At 40.2% G+C, this 21,013-nt stretch carries 20 protein-coding genes and 1 pseudogene; 9 read left to right on the top strand and 12 right to left on the bottom strand.

The annotated features are described in order from the left end of the window. Nucleotides 1-87: 87 nt before the first annotated feature. Together RMZ42_RS05345 and RMZ42_RS05340 are read left to right on the top strand one after the other, a co-directional pair. Nucleotides 88-1,755: a tetratricopeptide repeat protein gene (locus tag RMZ42_RS05345; protein WP_322670418.1), complete on the top strand. Its 1,668-nt coding sequence runs from the start codon at nucleotides 88-90 to the stop codon at nucleotides 1,753-1,755. 861 nt (nucleotides 1,756-2,616) lie between these two features. Further along, nucleotides 2,617-2,764 (top strand): annotated as a pseudogene (locus tag RMZ42_RS05340) (PucC family protein); the annotation flags it as partial. Nucleotides 2,765-2,767: 3 nt separating this feature from the next. Here the strand turns inward: RMZ42_RS05340 and RMZ42_RS05335 are convergent. Together RMZ42_RS05335 and RMZ42_RS05330 are read right to left on the bottom strand one after the other, a co-directional pair. After that, the gene (locus tag RMZ42_RS05335; RefSeq protein ID WP_229456128.1) at nucleotides 2,768-2,965 is read right to left on the bottom strand and encodes a type II toxin-antitoxin system HicA family toxin; all 198 of its coding nucleotides are present in this window, start codon (nucleotides 2,963-2,965) and stop codon (nucleotides 2,768-2,770) included. After that, nucleotides 2,965-3,207 (bottom strand): DUF1902 domain-containing protein, encoded by a 243-nt coding sequence (locus tag RMZ42_RS05330; protein ID WP_322670417.1) that lies wholly within the window; start codon nucleotides 3,205-3,207, stop codon nucleotides 2,965-2,967. The genes RMZ42_RS05335 and RMZ42_RS05330 overlap by 1 nt, the downstream gene beginning before the upstream one ends. A 473-nt stretch (nucleotides 3,208-3,680) precedes the next feature. Between RMZ42_RS05330 and RMZ42_RS05325 the strand changes: the two genes are divergently transcribed. Continuing rightward, nucleotides 3,681-4,082 (top strand): hypothetical protein, encoded by a 402-nt coding sequence (locus tag RMZ42_RS05325; protein WP_322670416.1) that lies wholly within the window; start codon nucleotides 3,681-3,683, stop codon nucleotides 4,080-4,082. A gap of 78 nt (nucleotides 4,083-4,160) precedes the next feature. Here the strand turns inward: RMZ42_RS05325 and RMZ42_RS05320 are convergent, their stop codons facing one another. Further along, nucleotides 4,161-4,757 carry a pentapeptide repeat-containing protein gene (locus RMZ42_RS05320; protein WP_416211791.1) on the bottom strand — a complete coding sequence of 199 codons (597 nt, stop codon included), beginning with the start codon at nucleotides 4,755-4,757 and terminating at the stop codon, nucleotides 4,161-4,163. Nucleotides 4,758-4,780: 23 nt separating this feature from the next. Here RMZ42_RS05320 and RMZ42_RS05315 point away from each other — a divergent pair, with 23 nt between their 5' ends. Next, nucleotides 4,781-5,311, top strand: a complete 531-nt coding sequence (locus RMZ42_RS05315) for a YraN family protein (protein ID WP_322670415.1) — start codon at nucleotides 4,781-4,783, stop codon at nucleotides 5,309-5,311. A 70-nt stretch (nucleotides 5,312-5,381) separates the two neighbouring features. Here the strand turns inward: RMZ42_RS05315 and RMZ42_RS05310 are convergent, their stop codons facing one another. Continuing rightward, complete coding sequence (locus RMZ42_RS05310) at nucleotides 5,382-5,771, bottom strand: hypothetical protein (RefSeq protein ID WP_012412259.1); 390 nt, start codon at nucleotides 5,769-5,771, stop codon at nucleotides 5,382-5,384. 272 nt (nucleotides 5,772-6,043) lie between these two features. Here RMZ42_RS05310 and queA point away from each other — a divergent pair, with 272 nt between their 5' ends. Together queA and RMZ42_RS05300 are read left to right on the top strand one after the other, a co-directional pair. Continuing rightward, the gene (queA, locus tag RMZ42_RS05305) at nucleotides 6,044-7,240 is read left to right on the top strand and encodes a tRNA preQ1(34) S-adenosylmethionine ribosyltransferase-isomerase QueA (RefSeq protein ID WP_416211790.1); all 1,197 of its coding nucleotides are present in this window, start codon (nucleotides 6,044-6,046) and stop codon (nucleotides 7,238-7,240) included. Between the two features lie 141 nt (nucleotides 7,241-7,381). Then, nucleotides 7,382-8,482: a tetratricopeptide repeat protein gene (locus tag RMZ42_RS05300; RefSeq protein ID WP_322670414.1), complete on the top strand. Its 1,101-nt coding sequence runs from the start codon at nucleotides 7,382-7,384 to the stop codon at nucleotides 8,480-8,482. A 181-nt stretch (nucleotides 8,483-8,663) separates the two neighbouring features. Here RMZ42_RS05300 and RMZ42_RS05295 read toward each other — a convergent pair whose 3' ends face one another. Together RMZ42_RS05295 and RMZ42_RS05290 are read right to left on the bottom strand one after the other, a co-directional pair. Further along, nucleotides 8,664-9,359 carry a potassium channel family protein gene (locus tag RMZ42_RS05295; protein WP_289797626.1) on the bottom strand — a complete coding sequence of 232 codons (696 nt, stop codon included), beginning with the start codon at nucleotides 9,357-9,359 and terminating at the stop codon, nucleotides 8,664-8,666. 171 nt (nucleotides 9,360-9,530) lie between these two features. Next, on the bottom strand, nucleotides 9,531-10,865 hold the full coding sequence (locus RMZ42_RS05290) for a TrkH family potassium uptake protein (RefSeq protein ID WP_322670413.1): 1,335 nt from the start codon (nucleotides 10,863-10,865) through the stop codon (nucleotides 9,531-9,533). 309 nt (nucleotides 10,866-11,174) lie between these two features. Here RMZ42_RS05290 and RMZ42_RS05285 point away from each other — a divergent pair, with 309 nt between their 5' ends. Continuing rightward, on the top strand, nucleotides 11,175-12,017 hold the full coding sequence (locus RMZ42_RS05285; protein WP_322670412.1) for a methyltransferase domain-containing protein: 843 nt from the start codon (nucleotides 11,175-11,177) through the stop codon (nucleotides 12,015-12,017). A 276-nt stretch (nucleotides 12,018-12,293) separates the two neighbouring features. Here the strand turns inward: RMZ42_RS05285 and RMZ42_RS05280 are convergent, their stop codons facing one another. After that, nucleotides 12,294-13,037: a response regulator transcription factor gene (locus tag RMZ42_RS05280; protein WP_322670411.1), complete on the bottom strand. Its 744-nt coding sequence runs from the start codon at nucleotides 13,035-13,037 to the stop codon at nucleotides 12,294-12,296. Between the two features lie 157 nt (nucleotides 13,038-13,194). Between RMZ42_RS05280 and RMZ42_RS05275 the strand changes: the two genes are divergently transcribed. Continuing rightward, nucleotides 13,195-14,259, top strand: coding sequence for a YheT family hydrolase (locus RMZ42_RS05275; protein ID WP_322670410.1), 1,065 nt, complete (start codon nucleotides 13,195-13,197; stop codon nucleotides 14,257-14,259). Between the two features lie 146 nt (nucleotides 14,260-14,405). On the opposite strand, the gene RMZ42_RS05270 is transcribed toward RMZ42_RS05275, so the two are convergent. Next, complete coding sequence (locus RMZ42_RS05270) at nucleotides 14,406-14,573, bottom strand: hypothetical protein (RefSeq protein ID WP_322670409.1); 168 nt, start codon at nucleotides 14,571-14,573, stop codon at nucleotides 14,406-14,408. Between the two features lie 43 nt (nucleotides 14,574-14,616). Next, nucleotides 14,617-14,886, bottom strand: a complete 270-nt coding sequence (locus tag RMZ42_RS05265; protein ID WP_322670408.1) for a hypothetical protein — start codon at nucleotides 14,884-14,886, stop codon at nucleotides 14,617-14,619. Nucleotides 14,887-15,431: 545 nt separating this feature from the next. Between RMZ42_RS05265 and hetI the strand changes: the two genes are divergently transcribed. Next, nucleotides 15,432-16,151, top strand: a complete 720-nt coding sequence (gene hetI, locus RMZ42_RS05260; RefSeq protein ID WP_322670407.1) for a 4'-phosphopantetheinyl transferase HetI — start codon at nucleotides 15,432-15,434, stop codon at nucleotides 16,149-16,151. 58 nt (nucleotides 16,152-16,209) lie between these two features. On the opposite strand, the gene RMZ42_RS05255 is transcribed toward hetI, so the two are convergent. From RMZ42_RS05255 to RMZ42_RS05245, 3 genes are all read right to left on the bottom strand, one after another. Beyond that, entirely contained in the window at nucleotides 16,210-17,013 is an 804-nt protein-coding gene (locus RMZ42_RS05255; protein ID WP_322670406.1) for an SDR family oxidoreductase, read from the bottom strand. Nucleotides 17,014-17,786: 773 nt separating this feature from the next. Further along, complete coding sequence (locus RMZ42_RS05250) at nucleotides 17,787-19,301, bottom strand: thioester reductase domain-containing protein (protein WP_322670405.1); 1,515 nt, start codon at nucleotides 19,299-19,301, stop codon at nucleotides 17,787-17,789. A 2-nt stretch (nucleotides 19,302-19,303) separates the two neighbouring features. Then, nucleotides 19,304-20,980, bottom strand: coding sequence for a PfaD family polyunsaturated fatty acid/polyketide biosynthesis protein (locus tag RMZ42_RS05245; RefSeq protein WP_322670404.1), 1,677 nt, complete (start codon nucleotides 20,978-20,980; stop codon nucleotides 19,304-19,306). Nucleotides 20,981-21,013: the final 33 nt, after the last annotated feature.

Here is a 21,013-nt window from a genome sequence, read left to right as displayed (position 1 = left end):
TGTAATTTTTAAGTTCAAACAACAGATTTGCATTTTGTTAAAAAAGCCATTTTAAATAATATCTTAAAACTTTATTTTTAAAGAAATATGGAAGATTATAATCAAGCTTTGCCAAAAGATTTGAGTCATGAAAATAGATTACAATGCGATTTTACATATTGGACTAGAGAAATTCGGGTAAATAGAAATGATGCTAATGCTTATAAAGAACGAGCTAGCGTTCGTAATTTACTAACGGACTACCAAGGAGCAATAGAGGATTATACTCAAGCAATTTGCATAAATCCAAATAATGATAGTGCTTATTGTATGCGAGGTCAGGAACGCAGAAACTTGAGAGATTACAAAGGAGCAATAGAGGATTACAACAAGGCGATTGAGCTAGATCCAAACTATGCTTCTGCATATTATTTACGAGCAGAATTGCACTACCAGCAGAGCAATTACCAAGGAGCATTTGAAGATGCTGATAGATCAATTCAGCTTGACCCTGACTATCCCTATGCTTACTATCAACGGGGTCAAGCCCGTAGTGAATTGGGAGATTATGAGGGGGCTATTAAGGATTACGAACAGGCAATTCAGCTAACACCTAGTAATTTTTGTGGTTCTTACAATTGGGCTGAGTTATACAGTGACCTTGGCTATGCACGCGCTAATTTAGGAGATTATCAAGGAGCCATCAAGGATTACAACACAGCAATTCAAAAAGATCCTAGTCGGATTAGATACTGCTCAACCTACAATAATCGCGGAAATGCTCGCTATAATCTGGGAGATTATGAGGGAGCGATTGAGGATTACAGTAAAGAAATTTCTTTTTATAAACATGGTTATAACAATGCTGTTGACTACATTAACCGAGGCAATGCTTACAATGAATTGAGAAATTATCAAAGAGCTATTGAAGATTATAACCATGCGATTAAGATTGCTGATAAATATCCTGACGTATACGAATATCGCGGTCTTGCCCGCTATCAAGTAGGTGATAAACTAGGAGCAATTGAGGATTTAGAGAAAGCTGCTGATCTTTATCAGCACGGCGGATTTTTAGAATATTATCAGGAGGCACTGAACCTGATTCAGTCTTTCAATGCTACTAATAAAGATGCCATTATTGAGGATATTCAGGAAATCACTGAAACTGTTAATGATAGCCCCACAGAAGTAGAAACTACAAACAAGTCTGCTGCTAACCCACCGATTTTAAATAACCGTATTGAAGACACGAATAAAGAAAACAGTCAGGGGATTTCAGAAAAGATTAACCACAATCAATTAGCAGAGATAAAGGAGCTTACTGCGGTTATTGAGGCTGACGGGTTTTTCAATCCAAAAAGTATAAAGCAAGCTAGAGAGCGAATTACTATATCTATTGCTCGACGGCAAGGACAACCTCAGTTTCGTCAAAGTTTGCTTGAAGCCTACAATTATCGCTGTGCCATTACTGGATATGATGCACAAGAAGCCTTGGAAGCTGCTCACATCATTCCTTACAATGAAACGGAAAATAATCACCCTTCAAATGGATTGCTCCTACGGGCAGATATACATACACTATTTGACCTTAATCTGATTACTATTAACCCGGAGACAATGCAGGTACGTTTTGCTCCTAGTTTGCGGCATACTTCCTATGGCGAAATGGATGGTAAATATTTGCAAGTCCCTAAAATTTCATCTTATCTGCCTAAAAAAGATGCACTAAAATGGCGGTGCGATCAGTGTGAGTGGTTCGTAGAATATAAATAGCCAGTAAGAGACTATTACATTTTGTTTCTTATTGACCGAAGAAAAAACTTGAAGTTTTTAAAGATTGTGGCAACCGCGACTGCACAGCATTATTACTCGCTTAAGGGTAACTGAAATCCAAATGCTACTTTATTTACGGAATTAGACTCTAGTGACAATCTTCTACTTCTTTCATTTAAACCGCCTTCAAGAATTTTTTCCATAACATTAAAGCATGATTCAAGAAATTCCGAATATGAAATATTTTCACAAGTATTTATAGTGAATATTTTACTTCCTATTTCTTCTTCTTCCAAATGTGGAGTAACTACACTATATACATTAGCATCTATTTTCTTAATGGATATATAAAGAACTATTCCTGATGGAGGCAGTAAATTGTTATCAGCAAAGCTTCGCCCACAGTTGTTAATACTAAAACCTCCATCTTTTAACTTAATTAGTAATTGAAATCCGAAAAAACCTTCTTTTTTTTATACTAATTGCATGTCGAAAATGACAATTAATAGGAATTAAATTGTTTTCACAACTAAGGATAGATATGTTATTAAGTTTGCACCCTAAATACTCAGCTATTTTTTTTAAATAGTTTCAATGAATCTAAAACTTTCATCAACATATAAATATGTATTTTTATAATCTTCACTGACTAAATTTTTTAATTGCTCAAATTTTGATACTGTCATCATTAAAATCGGATAAGTTTAGTTTAATGACATATTATTCTTACATATAAAACAACCGTGGTAATACGTGAAAATACTTTTTAAACTCAAGCAAAGAATAAGTGTGATTATTTTCCAAGAGAACATTCAGGTGTAGAAATCGAATATGTTATTAATACAGGGTTTGAATGCTAGGTCATTAGTGCTAGCACTACCTGCTTTTGTTTCACCTTCGCGTATCTATCTGGTTTGGTCAGATATCAGATGCTAAACCCATGTGGGACTACCATAGTACAGCTTATGTTTGGGTGGGAGCAGCAATATTTCCGATCGCTCTCTTAATAAACTCAAAAATGCTTATCTAAACCAGCTTGTTTCAATACTCCATTTGCAGTATGACGTGATTTTATTTTACTATCAACTACAAAGTTATTATCTGTAATTGGGCTATACCAAATTTCATGATCTCCTTTCCCTTGCCTTTTAAAATAACATCCGGCTTCTGTTAAAAGCTTTTTAACTTCAGGAGTAAAGGAAACACTCATTAGCCAGCCACTTTGATTGATTCATGACGATGCGTTGTTAAGTATAAATCAATGTAATCTTTGTTGCCAGATTCAACTTTATTTAATTCAATAAGTTCTGGAATCATAGCTTTGAGTTTTGCTGTTAACATCTCAATAGTAGAAGCTTCTGTAACCAACCCAGGTAGATTATCACTGCTAGCTACCCACACATCAACCTCAGAATCCCAAAAAGCGCTTACTTTGACAATAAAAGTATTCATAATTCGCTTTTTTAGCTATCGCACGTATGTAAACAATTTTAATTCATAACTTTGAAAATTTTGCAAGTAACTTACAAAATCAGATACAATCTTGACTTGTTATCAGGTGCGTAGGCGTAGCCCGTCGTAGACATCGCTGATTTGCCTACTACGGTGAAACTAGTTGAAGCCTGTAGTAAGCTTTTGCCTGTGATTACTAAGTTTTTCGGCTTGCCAGCTTTGCGAACACAAACGCACCATCAGACTCTGGTAGTTGAGTGCGATCGGGAAACTGAGGCAGTATGGCAATATCACCAAGTGTTTCACTCATACTTTGAAAAGTATTGCAGCTATTTATTTAGTGCTTGAGGCTTCCCATAAGGTGTTACTAACTAGTATAACAGCTTGTTCTGTCTTGATTTCAGTGCTTTTACCCTGCCAGAACCGCTTTGATCGCGGGTAGAAATATATGAAATCTGATATTTTGAAACTGTATGTATTTTAAGTTAGGCGGCATAGTAGGTGCGATCGCTATTTTATTGAGTAATGGCAGTGCGTTCACCGGAGGTGTTGGCGTAGCCATCGCTCAAGATGCAGAAAGATATATCACTGTAGGGCATGATAAATTGGGAAACAGCGTAGCTCTGGACACAAAAACGATTAAGGGCACGATATACAAGCTTTACGGGATCTATGGAGATGGCATCTTCGAGACTACCTTTGATGCATCGTGCAAAGAATCGCGGCTGTTTCGCAATCGCATTGCGATTTACGGGCCAGAAGGACAGCTACTTGAAGAGGATAAAGAAAAAGGAGAAATCCCTTTTGTAGCAAGTTCTTCACCAGGCAAAGGTATGAAAATTGTATGTCAAAAGATTGGTGCAAGTGGTTGGTAGTTGCTCAATATTTTATAAGTGGGGAATGGGGAATAAGCAATGCCCAATGCCCAATTCCCAATTCCCAGGTAGAAAATACTAAGGACAAAACAACGTGTCACGCGTATCTCGTCCTGTAATCGGATTAGTTCCCTTGGCAAGTTTGCACAATTTTTTTTGCTCATCGGGACGCAGCAGCGTATCGGTAAAATCTGCCCCGTCAATGACTGCACCATCAAATCTGGCGTTAGCAGCAAAAGCACCCTCCAATAGTGCATTTGTCAAATTTGCTCTGACTAAACGAGCCGAGTCTAAAGTCGCATTTCTCAAATCAGAACCCTCCAAATTTGCAGACTCCAAATTTGCTGCAAAAAAACTGACGCCGTTCAAATTAGCGTGACTGAAGTTGCTCTGGCGAAGATTAGCTTTAGTAAAGCTAGAGTCTGTTAAATCACGTCCTGAAAAATCAGCCTCGACCAAAATTTCTTTGTTATATTCGAGTGCCAAAGCTGTTGGAGCAAAACCGACCGTTGCGCTGATGGCAATTATTCCCCACAGAAATAAGCTGAGTATGCTTGCCCAAATGTGATGGTCTGTTTTATACTTCAACCTCAACTTTGTTCGGGATAAGTCGAGTGTAGAACCCGTTGTGCGTAGGCGTAGACCGCCGCAGGCATCGCTTAACCTAGAATTCACAGAATTCATCATATTTTTAGTCAATGGCTAACCTTCCTCCATCTCATTATCCAGATATTGGTTCATTAGGAGAAGACCTAGTAGCCCAATGGTTGCAAGCTACAGGTTGGATAATTCTTCATCGTCGCTTTTCTTGTCGCTGGGGAGAAATTGATATCATCGCTGAATATGATAGAAAAGCAGAGGCAGCAGGGAAGCAGGGGAGCAGAGGAGCAGTAGGAGAACTCAGCACTCAGCACTCAATATTGGCATTTGTTGAAGTCAAAACCCGTAGTTCAGGTAGTTGGGATGCCGGGGGAAGAAGCGCAATCACTCCACAAAAGCAAGCAAAAATCTGTCGTACAGCTGAAATATTCTTAGCCCAGTATCCTGAGAAGGCAGATTATTCTTGTCGATTTGATGTTGCTATTGTCTACTGTCAAAGGATATCAAAAAATCTGACTGGGGTTACAGCAAATCAGGAAGCTTTAGCTACTTCATCAGTACCCGGATATAAGTTTAAGCTGCAAGAATACATTCTGGCAGCTTTTGACTTTTCAATTGATAATGGTTAATTGGTAATCGATAAAATATCTTAATTACCAATGACCAATAATTTTGTAGTAGCGTTAGAACCAAATAGGCTTACGCTAAAGTTTCTGGACAGTAACCTAAGCCCCGGACAAACTGCTGCCGGAACGCTTCAATTTCGTCTCTTTCTGGGCTACCGTGAGAAACGATCGCTACCTGATAACGACGCATCACATCCACAGGGCACTGTCCAGCTTCCAAACTCCAAAGTGCCATTTGCACCCTCATTGGCGGCTCATAGCTAATTCCTAATTCATTTAGAAAAGCCCGAAAGTCGCCATCTTCTTGGGGCGAGACTTGACCTTTGAGTTTGATCCTAACCACCCAGCCATCAATTTGATGAATTACGGTGACGAACGAAACTGGTGTCTGGGGTCTAGCGTGGAGGTGTTGAACGACCCTCAGGGTTAGACTGGCATTTGCCAGATAGTACAAGTATTCCATGTTTGTTGGTGCTTGGGATCAAAGCCAATCCTACATATCTATATTCGTCAATCAGTGCCTGTTCCCGGTAGGGTAAAAGCCCCCGTTTTTAGATGGGGAGGTTTACCCAATTTTTATATTAATTTTTCCGTGTTACTTAATAGTAACAATCTTATAGCCTAGCGGCAAAACTGAGCGAAGATGCCTTAAAGTTCCAATATAAGGTAAAACTTAACTCAGCCTTTTTAAGAGAGTATAAATACTAAATAAACCAAAAACTAGTACAAGTCAATTTGAAAGATACATCTAGCCCACAAGAAAAAAATTTTGAATTAGATTGCTCGGTAGCTGGCTATGACTACGAACTACCTCCAGAACTCATTGCCCAAAACCCAGCAGTTCCTAGAGATAGTTCGCGGTTACTGGTAGTTGATTCTCCGACTACAGGCATCGAAACAGCACCTCTACACCATATTTTCCATGATTTGCCTGCACTGCTGCGCTCTGGTGATTTGTTGGTTATGAACAATACAAGAGTCATTCCAGCGCGGCTTTATGGTCATAAATCCACTGGTGCGAAAATCCAGGTGTTGCTGTTGGAAGAACGGCAGCATAACTGTTGGTTAGCTTTAGTTAAGCCAGGAAAAAGCTTCAAACGGGGAGCGAAGATTGTTTTTACAGGAAGGCAATTAGGAATTAAGGATTGTAAAGATTCTTCTTTAGTACCCAGCGATGCACTGAGCTTGTCGAAGTGTCACCAACTCACGGCTACGGTTCTAGAAACAGATGCAGCTACTGGGGGGCGTTTGTTGCAATTTGATGTACCAGAGGGTAAGACTTTGGTGGAACTGTTAGAGGTATTTGGTGAAGTACCGTTACCACCATATATCACTACCTCAGAAGCAGCTGATGAGCAGTATCAGACAGTTTATGCTAAACAACCAGGAGCGATCGCAGCTCCGACGGCAGGATTACACTTTACCCCAGAATTATTACAAAAGTTGGGCGATCGCCAAATCGATCGAGCTTTTGTGACGCTACACGTTGGTGTCGGCACATTTCGCCCTGTGGAAGTAGAGGACGTAACTACCCATCAGATGCATGAAGAATGGATTGAAGTTCCTGCGGCTACAGTAGAGCAAATCCGCGCCACTAAAGCTGCTGGCGGTCGAATTATTGCTGTGGGAACAACGGCAGTACGGGCTTTAGAAGGGGCGGCTCAATCTGGTAATTTACAACCATTTTGCGGAAAAACAGACTTGTTTATTTATCCCGGCTACCAATGGCGGGTGGTAGACGGTTTGATTACGAATTTTCACTTACCGCGTTCTAGTTTGTTGATGTTGGTAAGTGCCCTAATTGGCAGACAACGATTATTGAATATATACAACGAAGCGATCGCTTTTGGATATCGCTTTTATTCATTCGGTGATGCCATGCTAATTTTGCCGTCAGCTGTGGGAGCGGGGAGTGGGAAGAGACGCGATTAATCGCGTCTGTACAAGAAAGAGACGCGATTAATCGCGTCTGTACAAGAGTTAGAAGTTAAAAGTTGGAAATTGGGAATTTTTTCTTTCGTGGTGGGTACTCTGACTTATAAGGGGTTAAAAATAAGTACAGGTCTGCTATTAATGTCTGAAAAATACCTATTTTCTCATTGGTTAAATTTATTTTGTCAGGTAACACTCGGTGGCTGTTCTGCATTTTTGCTCTTGGCTGCACCGACAATTACTAATTTCCCAGTTAGCAAGCTGCTGGCAGAAACTGCAATTTCTCAGGATCTCGAAGCAGCTAGCTTTTTCCAGCAAGGAGTTACGCGCTATAACCGCCAAGACTTACAAGGTGCAGAATATGCCTTTCGTCAAGCATTACAGCGAGATCCTAACCTTGGGGCAGCACGGAATTATCTGGGTAATATATTGATAGAGCAAAATCGCCTGGATGAAGCTTTACATGAATTTACAGAGGCGATAAAAGTTAATCCCAATTCTAGCGAAGCTTATTACAACTTAGGGTTAGTGTTGCACCGACAAGGAGAAAAAGATGCAGCAATTACCGCTTATCGCCAGAGCTTGGCGATCGATTCCACAAGGGTGGCAGGGCTGTATAATCTGGGTTTGTTGCTGTACGAACAAGGAAAGTCAGAGGAAGCGATCGCTGCATACCAAAAAGCAATTAATCTAGATAGCAGCAATGCCAATGCTTATCTTAACTTAGCGATCGCCTTGCAACAACAAGGTCAAATCGAGCCTGCGATCGCCAATTATCGCCAAGCTTTGAAGCTAGATCCTAAAAATGCCGTAGCCTACAGCAACATGGCAAATTTGCTAGCAATGCATGGTCAAGCTTCTGAGGCTATTTCTGTTTATCGGCAAGCGATTCGCCTAAATCCAAAAAGTGCCTCAGCTTACTATAACTTGGGAGTAACTTTATATAATCAGGGCGAATTCAAAAAAGCCAGTGGAGTCTTGAAACGCGCTCACAATGAATATCGCGAGCAAGGTAACATTGAACAAGCCCAAAAAATTGAGCAGCTAATGCAGCAAATTGCTCAGAAAAATGGGCAACAGCAACCTCAAGCCAGTCAAACAGCTACTCCTTCTCAGAGTTCAGATTCTACAGTACAAACATCTGAGCCACAAACGGCAAATCAACCAGAAACGCCCGCAAACCCTGGCGATGTACCTGTCTCAGTCGAACCACAATCCACTTCAACAAGTCCCGGACAATAAAAAACTCAGAGTTAAGGCAATTTGCCCTCATCCCCCAACCCCTTCTCCCAAACTTGGGAGAGGGATTTAGGGTGAGGGCTTTTGATTCATCCAATAAGTCTATTCTCTACTCGAAGTTAATTTTGAGTAAAAGTTGCACACGGCATAACTCCTAACTTTTAATTCCTAACTCCTAACTTTTTTAAATCGGCAAACGATTAATATCTTTATTGCAACCAATAACAACCATTGCTGAACCACGCTCTAAACGCTTGGTAGCGTCAGGATTAATTTGAAATTTCCCATCCTGGCTTACTGCTAGCAAATTTAAACCGTAGCGGTTACGAAGTTGCAGTTCAGTGATGGTTTTGCCGTGAAATTCATCAGGCACAATCAACTCTACAATACTGTTATCGGGGTCGAGGTCAAACCGATCTAGAATTGCTGGTTTAGTAAGAGTACGCGCTAGGGCACAACCCGCTTCATACTCAGGAAAAACAACATGATCTGCGCCTACTCGCCGCAACAGTTTACGATGAACTTCACTAGAAGCTTTAGCAACTACATGAGGTACGCCAGCCTCTTTCACATTGAGAGTGGTTATGATACTTTCTTGAACGTAGTTACCAATTGCGACAATTACAGTATCAAATTCAAAAATTCCAGCTTCTTTGAGTGCAGCTGGTTCTGTAGAGTCTAGTTGCAAAGCATGACCAACTATTCCCTCAGTTAATGCTTCTGAAACTCGTTTTTCATCAATATCTGTTGCCAGCACTTGATAACCAAAATTGTGCAGTGTGGAACAGACAGAGCGACCAAAACGACCTAACCCAATTACAGCAAATTGGTGGTTGTCTTTACGTAAACTGCGAAAAAAACTTAATGATGACAGATTCACCCTTTTTATCCTTATGATGGCTCCCTGTATTTAGGGCAAAAAACGGTTATGCCGCTTGAATTAAAAATTTTATTTTTACCTTACAATGTATATTTTATCAGTTTAGTCATTTGTTATTTGTCATTTGTTATTTGTTATTTTCCCCCTGTTTCTCCTACTCTCTCTCCCTAACTATCCCACGAGTAAATTTTCTTCAGGATAGTGAATTCTGGTAGGGCGGGGATCTCCTAGTACGGCAGACATCAGCAGTAAAACACCGACTCTTCCAACGTACATAGTGACAATTAAGATGAGCTTTGCTCCTGTAGAGACACTTGCTGTAATGCCTGTAGAAAGTCCCACAGTAGCGAAGGCTGATACTACTTCAAACAAAATTTGAATAAAATCTAATGTTGGATCTGTGAGGCTAATTAAAATCGTGGCGAAAATTACGGTTGCTACCGATCCTACTAACACACCTACAGCTTTCAAAATTAAAGTTATTGCTATCTTGCGATCGTACAACAAAACTTCTTCTTTACCCTGAAGAATCGCTTTGGTACAACTGGTCAAAACTCTCAAGGTTGTTGTTTTCATGCCTCCTCCTGTGCCACCTGGACTTGCACCAATAAACATCAGCGCAATTGTAATAAATAGACCAGCAGTAGTCATTTTGCCAATATCGATGGTATTAAAACCAGCAGTTCTGGGAGTAACTGATTGAAACCAAGCTACTAATATCTGGTCACGTAAATTTAGATAACCAAATGTTTCAGGGTTTCTGATTTCTATACAGAAAAAGGCTATTATCCCCACTAATAATAATATCAGAGTTGTACTGATTGCAACTTTGAAATCTAGGGTGAAGACTTGGTTTTGAGTTTTTTTGTGAATGCGATCGCGCAACCAAAGATACATTTCCAAAATTACTTGATAGCCAATTCCCCCAAATATAATCAACATGCTAATGGTAAAGACTACTAAAAAGGATGATTGATAGCCAATTAAGTTATCTTTAAACAAACTAAAACCAGCATTATTCCAAGCATTGATACTATGAAAACTTGCCAACCAAAGTCCTCGATCCCAACCATATTTTGGAACGAAAGCTGGTATAAGTAAGAATATTCCTGTAATTTCAAAAATTAAAGTTGTAGCAATAATTGAACGGATGACTTGGGCACTCCCGCTCATTCCTGGTCGGTCTAAAGCTTGTTGAATAGCTACCTTTTGTCGCAGGTCAAACTTGCGTCCAATTAGCAGAATCAGAAAGGTAGTGCTTGTCATATAGCCCAAACCGCCAATCTGAACCAACAGTGTCATAAACAGCTGACCCCAAAAAGAAAAATAAGTACCAGGATCGACCACTGATAAGCCAGTAACACAAACCGCAGATGTTGAGGTGAACAGCGCCACAATAGGGTTGTTCCATGTACCATCGCTAGTTGAGAAAGGCATCATTAACAAGATTGTTCCTATAGCGATGACAGTCAAAAATCCCAGGCAAACTGTGCGAGAAACGGTCATAATTAATTCGTAGTTCGTAATACTTCGGCTAGGCTCAGGACAAGCTCAGTACAAGTTCGTAATTCGTAATTAAGAAAGTTAGAGTAAATCTAGGTTTTCATTTCTTGTATATGTATGTTGTTTGGAATAATTGGTATAAATTTGACGAAGAAAAGTTTATTAAGGTAAAACTGAGAAATTTTTTCCGGGAGGATAAATCTCGGTTTACCTTCCCCGGAGTAAAAATACCCTTATTTAATTAAAAACATACATGGTAGCCTACCTGTATGTTTTTTTTGAATTCTAATTCGTCTCAATACTACTTTTTTCATGAGTGCAACACTTTACCAGCAAATTCAGCAGTTCTACGATGCTTCCTCTGGTCTGTGGGAACAGATTTGGGGCGAACACATGCACCACGGCTACTATGGTGTCGATGGCAGCCAGAAAAAAGACCGCCGTCAAGCTCAAATTGATTTAATCGAGGAACTGCTTAATTGGGCGGGGGTACAATCAGCAGAAAATATTCTCGATGTCGGCTGTGGTATTGGTGGTAGTTCTTTATACTTGGCAGAAAAGTTTAATGCTAGGGCTACAGGAATTACTTTGAGTCCTGTGCAAGCTGCCAGAGCAACGGAACGCGCAATGGAAGCGAATTTGAGTCTGAAAACTCAGTTTCAGGTCGCCAATGCTCAAGAAATGCCCTTTGCTGATAATTCTTTTGATTTGGTTTGGTCGCTGGAAAGCGGCGAACACATGCCGGATAAAACTAAGTTTCTCCAGGAGTGTTATCGGGTATTGAAACCTGGCGGCAAGTTAATTATGGTGACTTGGTGTCATCGACCGACTGATAAGTTACCACTGACGGCAGATGAAGAAAAGCATTTGCAGGATATTTATCGGGTGTATTGTTTGCCTTATGTAATTTCTTTACCAGAGTATGAAGCGATCGCACGTCAACTTCCATTAAACAATATTCGCACGGCCGATTGGTCAACCGCCGTCGCCCCCTTTTGGAATGTAGTCATAGATTCGGCGTTCACTCCCCAAGCACTTTGGGGCTTACTCAATGCCGGTTGGACTACCATTCAAGGGGCGTTATCGCTGGGGTTGATGCGTCGCGGTTATGAACGCGGGTTAGTTCGGTTTGGTTTATTGTGCGGGAATAAGTAAGAAACAAGACCGCGCTGTAATGAAACAGCGCGATCGCACTACAATTTAAGAAATTCAATGACGGCTAATTTTACAGAGCTTATTATTGAGTATTTTAACTTATTGACAAAAGGTACTTTGTCTTAACTTCTTACGGATATGCTTGTAGAGACGTTGTATTGCAACATCTCTACATACTACTAAATCCCACCAATAACCTTAACTAAGCGGTAAGGAATAAGAGTTACAGAGAGTTCTTGCCTAAGTGATAGCTTAGATAAGGGAATTTAGCGTGTTTCATTCAACGACTGTTACTGAAGCCCCTTCATTGGATGGAGGTATAGCGGGTAATTCCAGACAGTATCCAGCACCATACACTGTCTTAATATAGCGGGGGTGGCGAGGGTCTGGTTCTAGCTTGGTTCTCAAGTGGCGAATATGCACTCGAATCGTTTCTATGTCATCATCAGGATCGTAGCCCCAAACTTCTCTGAGGATTTCGCTGGGAGAAACTGTTTGACCGTGGCGTTGCAGTAAGCAGTGAAGTAGCTCAAATTCCAAGTGAGTCAATTTCACCGTCTCATTGAACCATATTGCCTCAAATCTTTCGGGAACGAGGGTTAATGAGCCATAGTTGAGAATTTCACTATGCTTTGCGGCTTGAGGAATCCGGTCAGTCCGCCGCAAAAGTGCCCGCACCCGCGCCAGCAGTTCTTCAACTTCAAAAGGCTTGGTGAGGTAGTCATCTGCGCCAGCATTGAAGCCTTCCACCTTGTCCTGAGTTTGGCTCAAAGCTGTCAGCATTAACACGGGAATCTCAGAGGTGCGATCGTCGCGGCGCAGGCGTTGACAAACGGTAAACCCATCTACCCTGGGCAACATTAAATCGAGCATGATCAAGTCTGGTTGTAGCTGGAGAGCCAGCGCTTGACCTTTGATGCCGTCTTCAGCTTGACTAACATCGTAGCCAGCCATTTCCAAGTTGACGGCAACTAGTTCTGAAATCGCTGGGTCATCGTCTATGACAAGAATCCTCGGCATTCTTAAAAAATTATTACTACTTATTAAGGATAATTAACAACCTTTGATAGATACAAAGATTTTTGAATCGATTCTAAAAAAGTTTTTAAATCTTACATAAATATTAAGATTAAATGACTGTGAAATCAAGACTCAATTACACGAAATCTTATAGTCTATGATGTGTTATACTCCCCCCTACAATCCGTCTTGGTTTTTACAAAACGGTGTGATGATGACTGTATACACCGCTTTGTGGGGAAAACGTAACTGGGAAAGTACTGTTTTCTTACAAGAACCGTCTTATCACGAAAAAATCTTTATTGGTGGCCAAGGTGTGCCAATTTTTGGCTTGGTTGCCATCCCGGAAAATGCTCATAGCACGATTATCGGTACTTATGGCATTACCGGAGAGTTAGAGACAGAATGGTTTTTGAGGGTGCTAGGGCGTAAAGCTTATGCCCAAGGATACGCTGTAGTGTTATTTGATTGGCGGGGCCACGGAAAAACAGCCGAATTGTCCCCGACTCTAACTTCTGATGGTTTGTATGAGGGGGAAGATTTTGTTCGCATCGCTGCTGCTGCAAAGGCAATGGGATGTCCGGGGAAATTTTGGTTTACAGGGTATTCTTTAGGAGGGCAATTGGCGTTATGGGCGGTGAAGGTGGCTGGTGAGGTGATTAAGGAGGATGAAGATTTAGGATTAGAAGATAGCGATATTGGCGGTGGTATGGTGATTTGTCCGAGTTTAGATTCACAGCGATCGCTATCTTATCTAGTTACAAAGCCCTTTGGTAGATATTTAGAAGCAGGGATTGCCCAAAATTTAAAAAAATTGGCGTGGCGGATTCATGATGCTCATCCTGGAAGCCTTGACCCAGAAGCGATTGAACGAGCAAATAGCATTTGGGGTTTTGATAATGAATTGGTAATTAAGCGACTTGGTTTTCCTTCTGTGGAAGCATATTACCAAGCTAGTAGTGCTTTGCAAATATTGCCGCAAATCTCGAAACCGACTTTGATTCTATATGCTGCGGACGATCCACTTTTTGACCCAGCTATCATACCGGAATTAGAAGAAGCGTGCGATCGCAATCCCGCAATAGATTTGTTACTTACTCAGTATGGCGGTCATGTTGGCTATCTCAGTAGCAAAGAGTGCCAGCGTCAAGTACAAGACCCCGATCTTTGGTGGGCATGGAATCGGGTTTTACAATGGTTGGAGGAAAAGCGAATAGGGTAATTGACGAGAAAATATTCAAGTTGCTAGGCTACTCGACGGATGGAGTCGTATTGTTTGGAAATCCAAAAAAGTGAATAGAGTAGCTTGTTTTTGCTACTTGTCCTAAATAAACTATTGCAATATAGAGGATGGCATTGGCTGAGAAACTACCACAATATTATTGGTAAACCAGCAATGACAGAAGCAACACCTGTCCAGAGAGTAAAACGCTCAACATCTACTTCATCCAAAGCAATGCTCATTTCCTTAATGGCTAATAGAAGCGCTGTCAGTAGTAGCACAAAGAAGACAAGGTATTCTAAATTAATAATCATTCATCCTCACTATGTTCTACAGAAAATTAGCTCTAATAGGTTTTTAACAAGCTTTGGTAAGGTTTTTTTGTTGCAAATTTAACATTTTGCCAGAAAAATGATTTACCAGTGAAGAAATATCTACTTCAGGTAGCCAAATCATTGTTTCATAACCAACCCGACCCATTTCTGGCTCTGGGCCCATAGGCATCTTGACCAAATATTCCCAGCTACCTGACTCAAATCGGTAGTTTTTGATGATGCCTTCCCCACCCATAAAACTTACTATCTGACCTTTACAATGCTTAGGTATTGGCAAAACACTTGCAGACATTCCTCGTAATTCCTTGGACTAAAACTGTATAGCTAATGTTATAGCCAAAAGAAAATTTCCTATTCTCTGTCAAGGGTTTTAATGTATTCTCTTTCAGGGGATTTAACCTGGAGTTAAAGTTCGTACATCTAAAGTAATAAAAATGGCATGTATATATAGAGTAATAAATCAGCATGTTAGTCAGGAAAAGCGCTCACAGCTATCTGTAATTATGTTTACAGTCCGACTTAACAATTAACAACTCTTCTAGCAGATTCATTTTAGGACAAACAGGTGCAGCTACTTTGCTAGGTAATTAAATTAATATTTGAAATGCCATCCATCAAATTAGAAAGCATTGCTTTAATTTGATGCAGTGGAACTGCTTATTCAATAAAGGCAATTATTGTAAAGCTTACAAAATCCTTTTTGTTTTCCAAAGCTGTGGTTCGGCGTTGGTCTGGCGCATAGTATAGTAACACTAAACCGTCAAACCAGATTCTCCTATAATAATCTTTGTAATTAAACAAACTATTAAAGTACAACTCTCTTGACTTTTTGACTCAATGACCGCTTCTAATCATATTTGGCTACCTGCACCGACAAATTTAACTTTGCTACCAGATGAGATTCATATCTGGCGCATAGACCTTGACCAACCAGAAACACAACTGCAAAATTTAGCAGCAACTCTTTCCAGTGACGAAACAGCTCGTGCTGAACGGTTCTATTTTCAGGAACATCGGCAGCGTTTCATCGCAGGTCGTGGTATTCTCCGAACTATATTAGGGCGCTACTTGGGTATCCAACCGTTACAAGTGGAGTTTAATTATCAACAGCGTGGCAAACCAGTACTAGCAGATAAATTTGCCGATAGTGGACTGGCGTTTAACTTGTCTCATTCCCAAGGGTTGGGTTTATGTGCAGTGAATTGTACTCGCCCAATTGGTGTAGACCTAGAATATATTCGCCCGATGTCTGATTTGGAAAGTCTTGCCAAACGGTTCTTTTTACCGAGAGAATATGAGATGTTGCGATCGCTATCTCCCAACCAACAGCAAGAAGTATTTTTCCGTTACTGGACTTGTAAGGAAGCTTATTTAAAAGCAACTGGAGACGGACTATCTCAGCTAGAGCAAATTGAAGTATCGCTCACTCCCACAGAACCAGCCAAGTTACAGATATCCGAAGATTGGAGTCTTTTTGAACTAGTACCTGCTAACAATTATGTTGCTGCTGTTGCTGTGGCGAATTTTGGCTGGAATTTAAAATGCTGGCAATATTAATACTAGTGATTAGTCATTAATTATTCTCCAATTCCCAATGCCCAATGCCCCATGCCCCCTATTTATCTTCCTGCATATTTCTCACAATTCTTGTCACCACCTTTCTAGGTACAAATCTGACGCTTTTTGCAAGTAGTTTATTCATAAAACCAGGAATAACAATGGTTTTGCCCTTCATTAAAGCGTGAAAACCAATTTCTGCTACTGTTCGTGCATCCATCATCTTCTTACCCTTAAGCAATTTAGAGTCTGCCATCCCCGTTCTTTCATGAAAGCCAGATTCTGTTGAGCCTGGGCAAAGAACTGTCACAGTGACACCTGTACCTTCTAATTCATTAGCGATCGCTTCTGAAAAAGATAAGATATAAGCTTTAGTAGCAAAATAAACTGCCATCAAAGGCCCAGGTTGAAAAGCAGCAGCCGAAGCGACGTTTAATATCTTACCTTCACCTTGCTTGACCATGTGCTTCACGAATAGCTTAGTTAAATGGGTGAGACACACCAAATTTACCTGTAGCATTTCCAATTCAGTAGCTAGGTCTGTTTCGTGAAATAATCCATAAATACCAAATCCGGCATTATTTACCAGCACATCAACATTAATATCGGCAAGTTGCAACTCCGTGAAAATTTCTTCAGGAGCAGTTGATATAGATAAATCCTTAACAATAGTTTTGACAAAAATCCCAAATTTTTCTTGGAACTTAACTGCAATTTCTACTAGCTTTGGCCCATTTCTGTCTACTAAGACCAAATTGTAATCATGAGCAGCAAAAATACATGCTAATTCGTAGCCAATTCCACCAGCTGCTCCAGTAATAAGAGCAGTTTTCTTGCTCTGACCTTGATGTTTTGTGTTCATGTAAGAATGTTAGTGAATTCAACTTGATGAAGCTGCGTTGCATTTACAGTGGTTCTCGTTCTACAATTAAGTACGCGTAATATCTGACCCAACGAGAAATATCTTGAGTTATTACCCTTTCAAATGCTTGTGTGGTTCATTAGATAGATGTAGCAGTCCAAACGTAAATTTAGGACTTATGCATCGAAAAAGCTAGGCATTAAAGAAGCTCGGTTATTTAAGACTGCTAGCTGTCACTTTTGATTACTCACAAAAGCAAGCGGGTAAAATTAAACTTTTATGCCAGACACTAACCATTCTATCCTCGATTGCTTCTGTCAAGAGGTGAATACTAAAAATTTACATGATTGAGCATAAAAAAACAGGGCAATTATATTGCCGCTGTTAGTGTATAAGTTATTGCTGGCATCTGAAATATTGGTTATTCAGTAGTACTGAGTTTTAAAAAACATGGACTAAAGAAAATTATTTTGTAGTGGCGTGTCAAGGCTAAAATAGTGCGTTAAATGTAGATGACAGTACAATACTGCGTAGGTTTTGATGATTTGTAATTTCACTTTGTTAAACTCAACCAATCTCTGAAAATGTTGGGTTTCCTTCCTCAATCCAACCTACTAGCGTGACATGCTTAAAATATTGGGTTTAAAAAACTCACAAAACCAAACTCTAATCATTAACAGAATAATTCAACCCAATAAATTCAGCTTGCCGCGCTACTACAATTTTTTTTGCAACAATTTAGCCTTGACACATCCTACGCAATTTATGAATTACTAAGCGAGATTCAAGAAGCCGCTTTGAATCAAGTAGGCAGTATAAGTCATAAACAATTGAGAGTCAATTGGAGGGCAAGCAATAGAACTACCTGCTAGTGCATGAAGAGTATCTTGGCAGCTAATATGAGGTCTTCTAGCTTGTAAATACAAATCAGGAATAGTCAGTTGTTCATCAGACCAACGTTCCAACAAAAATGGCCGCAGAGTGTACAAAGGATTGTCCGCAGAAGTCACATTATTGATTAACTCAGATTGCCATTTTTCATAGGGAATCATTTCAACTGAATAACCAAAAGAGCGTATCCACTCAACTAGCATTTTCAAAGCAGCAGGTTGGGGATGTTGTAAATTGAAAGCCTTACCTATAGATTCTTTTTGCCGTGACAGATAAACGATCGCTTTACTTACATAGTCCACAGGTGACATATCCAACATATAATCTACATCAGGGAAATATCCCATTTGTAGACAGCCCTTGGTCATCAAATTGATAAAGTCATGTGTGTTACAAATGCCTGTTTTGCTATCACCTGAAATCAGTGGCGGTCTGTGAATAGTTACAGGAAGCCCACGGTCACGAGCAATTTTGACTAACTTTTCGGCTACCCATTTTGTTTGAGAGTAACCGAGATAAATACCTTCCCAATGATTGAATTCATCCTGTTCTTTAACAACCTTGCCAGCATAAGCCGTGGATTCAAAAACAGCCACACTAGAAACGTAATGTACAGGCTTGACTTTAATTTGACAAGCCAATCTCAAAACTTCTTGAGTTCCTAAAACATTGGCTGCTTTCAGTGCTGAGTATGGAAAAACATAATTCAACAAAGCACCACTATGATAAATAGTATCAATATTGGTAGCTAAAAGTTGAAACTGTTCAGAGCCAACACCTAACAATGGCAGAGATAAATCGCCGACAATCGGAATAATTCTGGACTTAAATTCTTCTTGCCAAATTGCATACTGTTCCAGATTCTTTTGGAGTTTGCTTTTGCCTTCTTCGGCATTAGCCGCACGCACTAAACAATAGATATCCGCATTAGTTTCTTGTAGCAATTCCCGGATGATAAAGGCTCCTAAGAAGCCTGTTCCTCCAGTTAAAAAGATGTTCTTGGGTTCACCCACCAGCACATTAGATGCAGCACCGGGATGGATGGTGGGGTCAAGAACAGCCTCTGCACCTAAATCTAGAACAGAGGGTGCAGCATTGGCATTAGAGGCTACTACTTTTGTATCTTGAACAGGCGAACCTTCTTGTACTTCTTCAGCTAAACGCTGTGAAAGAGCTTCAATATTTGGGTAATGCCACAATAGCAACGGAGATGGTTGAAATCCGAGCAACTTTTCTAAGTTACTTACTAGAATCATTGCTTGGGCTGAATCCAACCCATAGTTTTCTAAATGTTCTTTGACATCTATTTCATCAGTTGCGACTCCTAGCAACTTAGCTAAGTTAGATACCAAAAATATTTGAATATCGTCTGCTGTGAAAGACTGTTTTATAGTCATTTTTAAAGCTCCAACAATGATGTAGAACGAACAGGGTGATATTGACTGTAATAATTGGAAGCTTGCAGTCCTTGAATTTTCAAATTTTGGACACGATACAAAAAGGCTGCACCAGTCATAATTTGATTAGCAACATCAACTACACCACGATTATTTGGTTCAGACAAATAAGAACCGCGTACCCAGTCATTGAAACCGCCCATTGCCGGGCCACACCAAATTTGATAATCGACTTCTCTACCTTTTTCACCAGAACTAGACCAACGAGAAGATAATCCTAAATACCAGCGAAAAATCAACGCCATTTTCAGTTTAGGATTATTAACTGCTTTCCCAAGTTTCTCAGGATTCTTTTGGGACAGATAAGCCGCAGTTCCTTCCCATACTTCAGCAATAGTTTTGCGAAAAACTTGTTTTTCTAATTTCTCTCTTTCTGCCAAAGGAATCTCTTCAATGGAATCATAAGCACGATAGAGTTCAAATAATTTCTGCGCTCGCATGGGGAACATTGTACCCCGTTTGAGAACTTGCAATTTGACTCCCATTTCAAACATATCTGCTGCTGGAGCCATTATCATATCAGCCATTTCTGCTTGGGCTAATAACTTTTTGGTATGTTCACAAGCCCCAGATTCAACGCATGATTGATTAATGGAACCGGTCATTATATAAGCAGCACCCATCATAAAGGCTGCTAATGCTGATTGTGGTGTCCCAATTCCCCCTGCAACGCCGATTCTAATGGGTGTTTGGTAATGATATTGTGCTTGAATTTCATCCCGCAAGGCAATAATAGAAGGTAACACACAAACCAGGGGACGGTTATCTGTATGACCTCCAGAATCAGCCTCGACGGTAATATCATCAGCCATTGGAACTTTGGCTGCAAGAGTTGCTTGTAAGTCAGTAATTAACCCTTGTTCCAGAAGTTCTTTGATTATTCTGGCCGGTGCTGGTTGCAGAAATTTAGTCGCAACTTCTCGGCGAGAAATTTTGGCAATGATTTTATTTTTGATTTCAATTTGATTGGCGTTATTTAATCCCAATCCAGCAAGACGGTAATAAACAATGTTGGGGGTTAAGTCGAGAAATGCAGAGGCTTCTACTGTTCTTACTTGATATTTGAGGTATAAATCCACAGCCCGGCGTTCAATCGCAGGTTCGTTGGGGCTATGAATTAAATTAAATGCGTAAGGCCCTTGAGGTAAGGCTTGTTGAATGCGATTGATGGCTGCTTCCAAACGTTCTGGAGTTAAACCACCTGCACCAAAGGAACTCAAAATTTGCTCTTTTCCGAGTGCAATGACCATTTCTTCAGAAGCAATTCCGCCAGCCATTGCGCCGGTAACGTAGGCATATTTTACTCCATAAGAGGAGAGAAAATTCGGATCTCCAAATTGTTGAATGCGGATTGGGGCTGCAAATGTTAGCAGTTCTACTTGTGCTGTTGTGCCATTATCACCAGGGCATAAATACCCCTCATTTGTGACACCGATTTTTCCGGCAACTTTCACGATGTAGCAGGGTTTATTTAACACCATCAATTTATCTTTGATGGTTTGTTTCTCGAAAGATACAGTTTCTAAAGAACCTTTCCAAACCTGGTTTTTGTTATAAGACCAGGAAGAGAAATTAAGGCCATTATCGTGTTTACTTAGTACCGTATCTACGGTTGTCACGGCAGTTATCCCTCAGATTACAATTATTAAATA

The sequence above is a fragment of the Nostoc sp. DedQUE05 genome (assembly GCF_034530955.1).
In the GTDB taxonomy this organism is placed as follows: domain Bacteria; phylum Cyanobacteriota; class Cyanobacteriia; order Cyanobacteriales; family Nostocaceae; genus Nostoc.
This window is presented reverse-complemented; position numbering and strand designations above follow the sequence as displayed.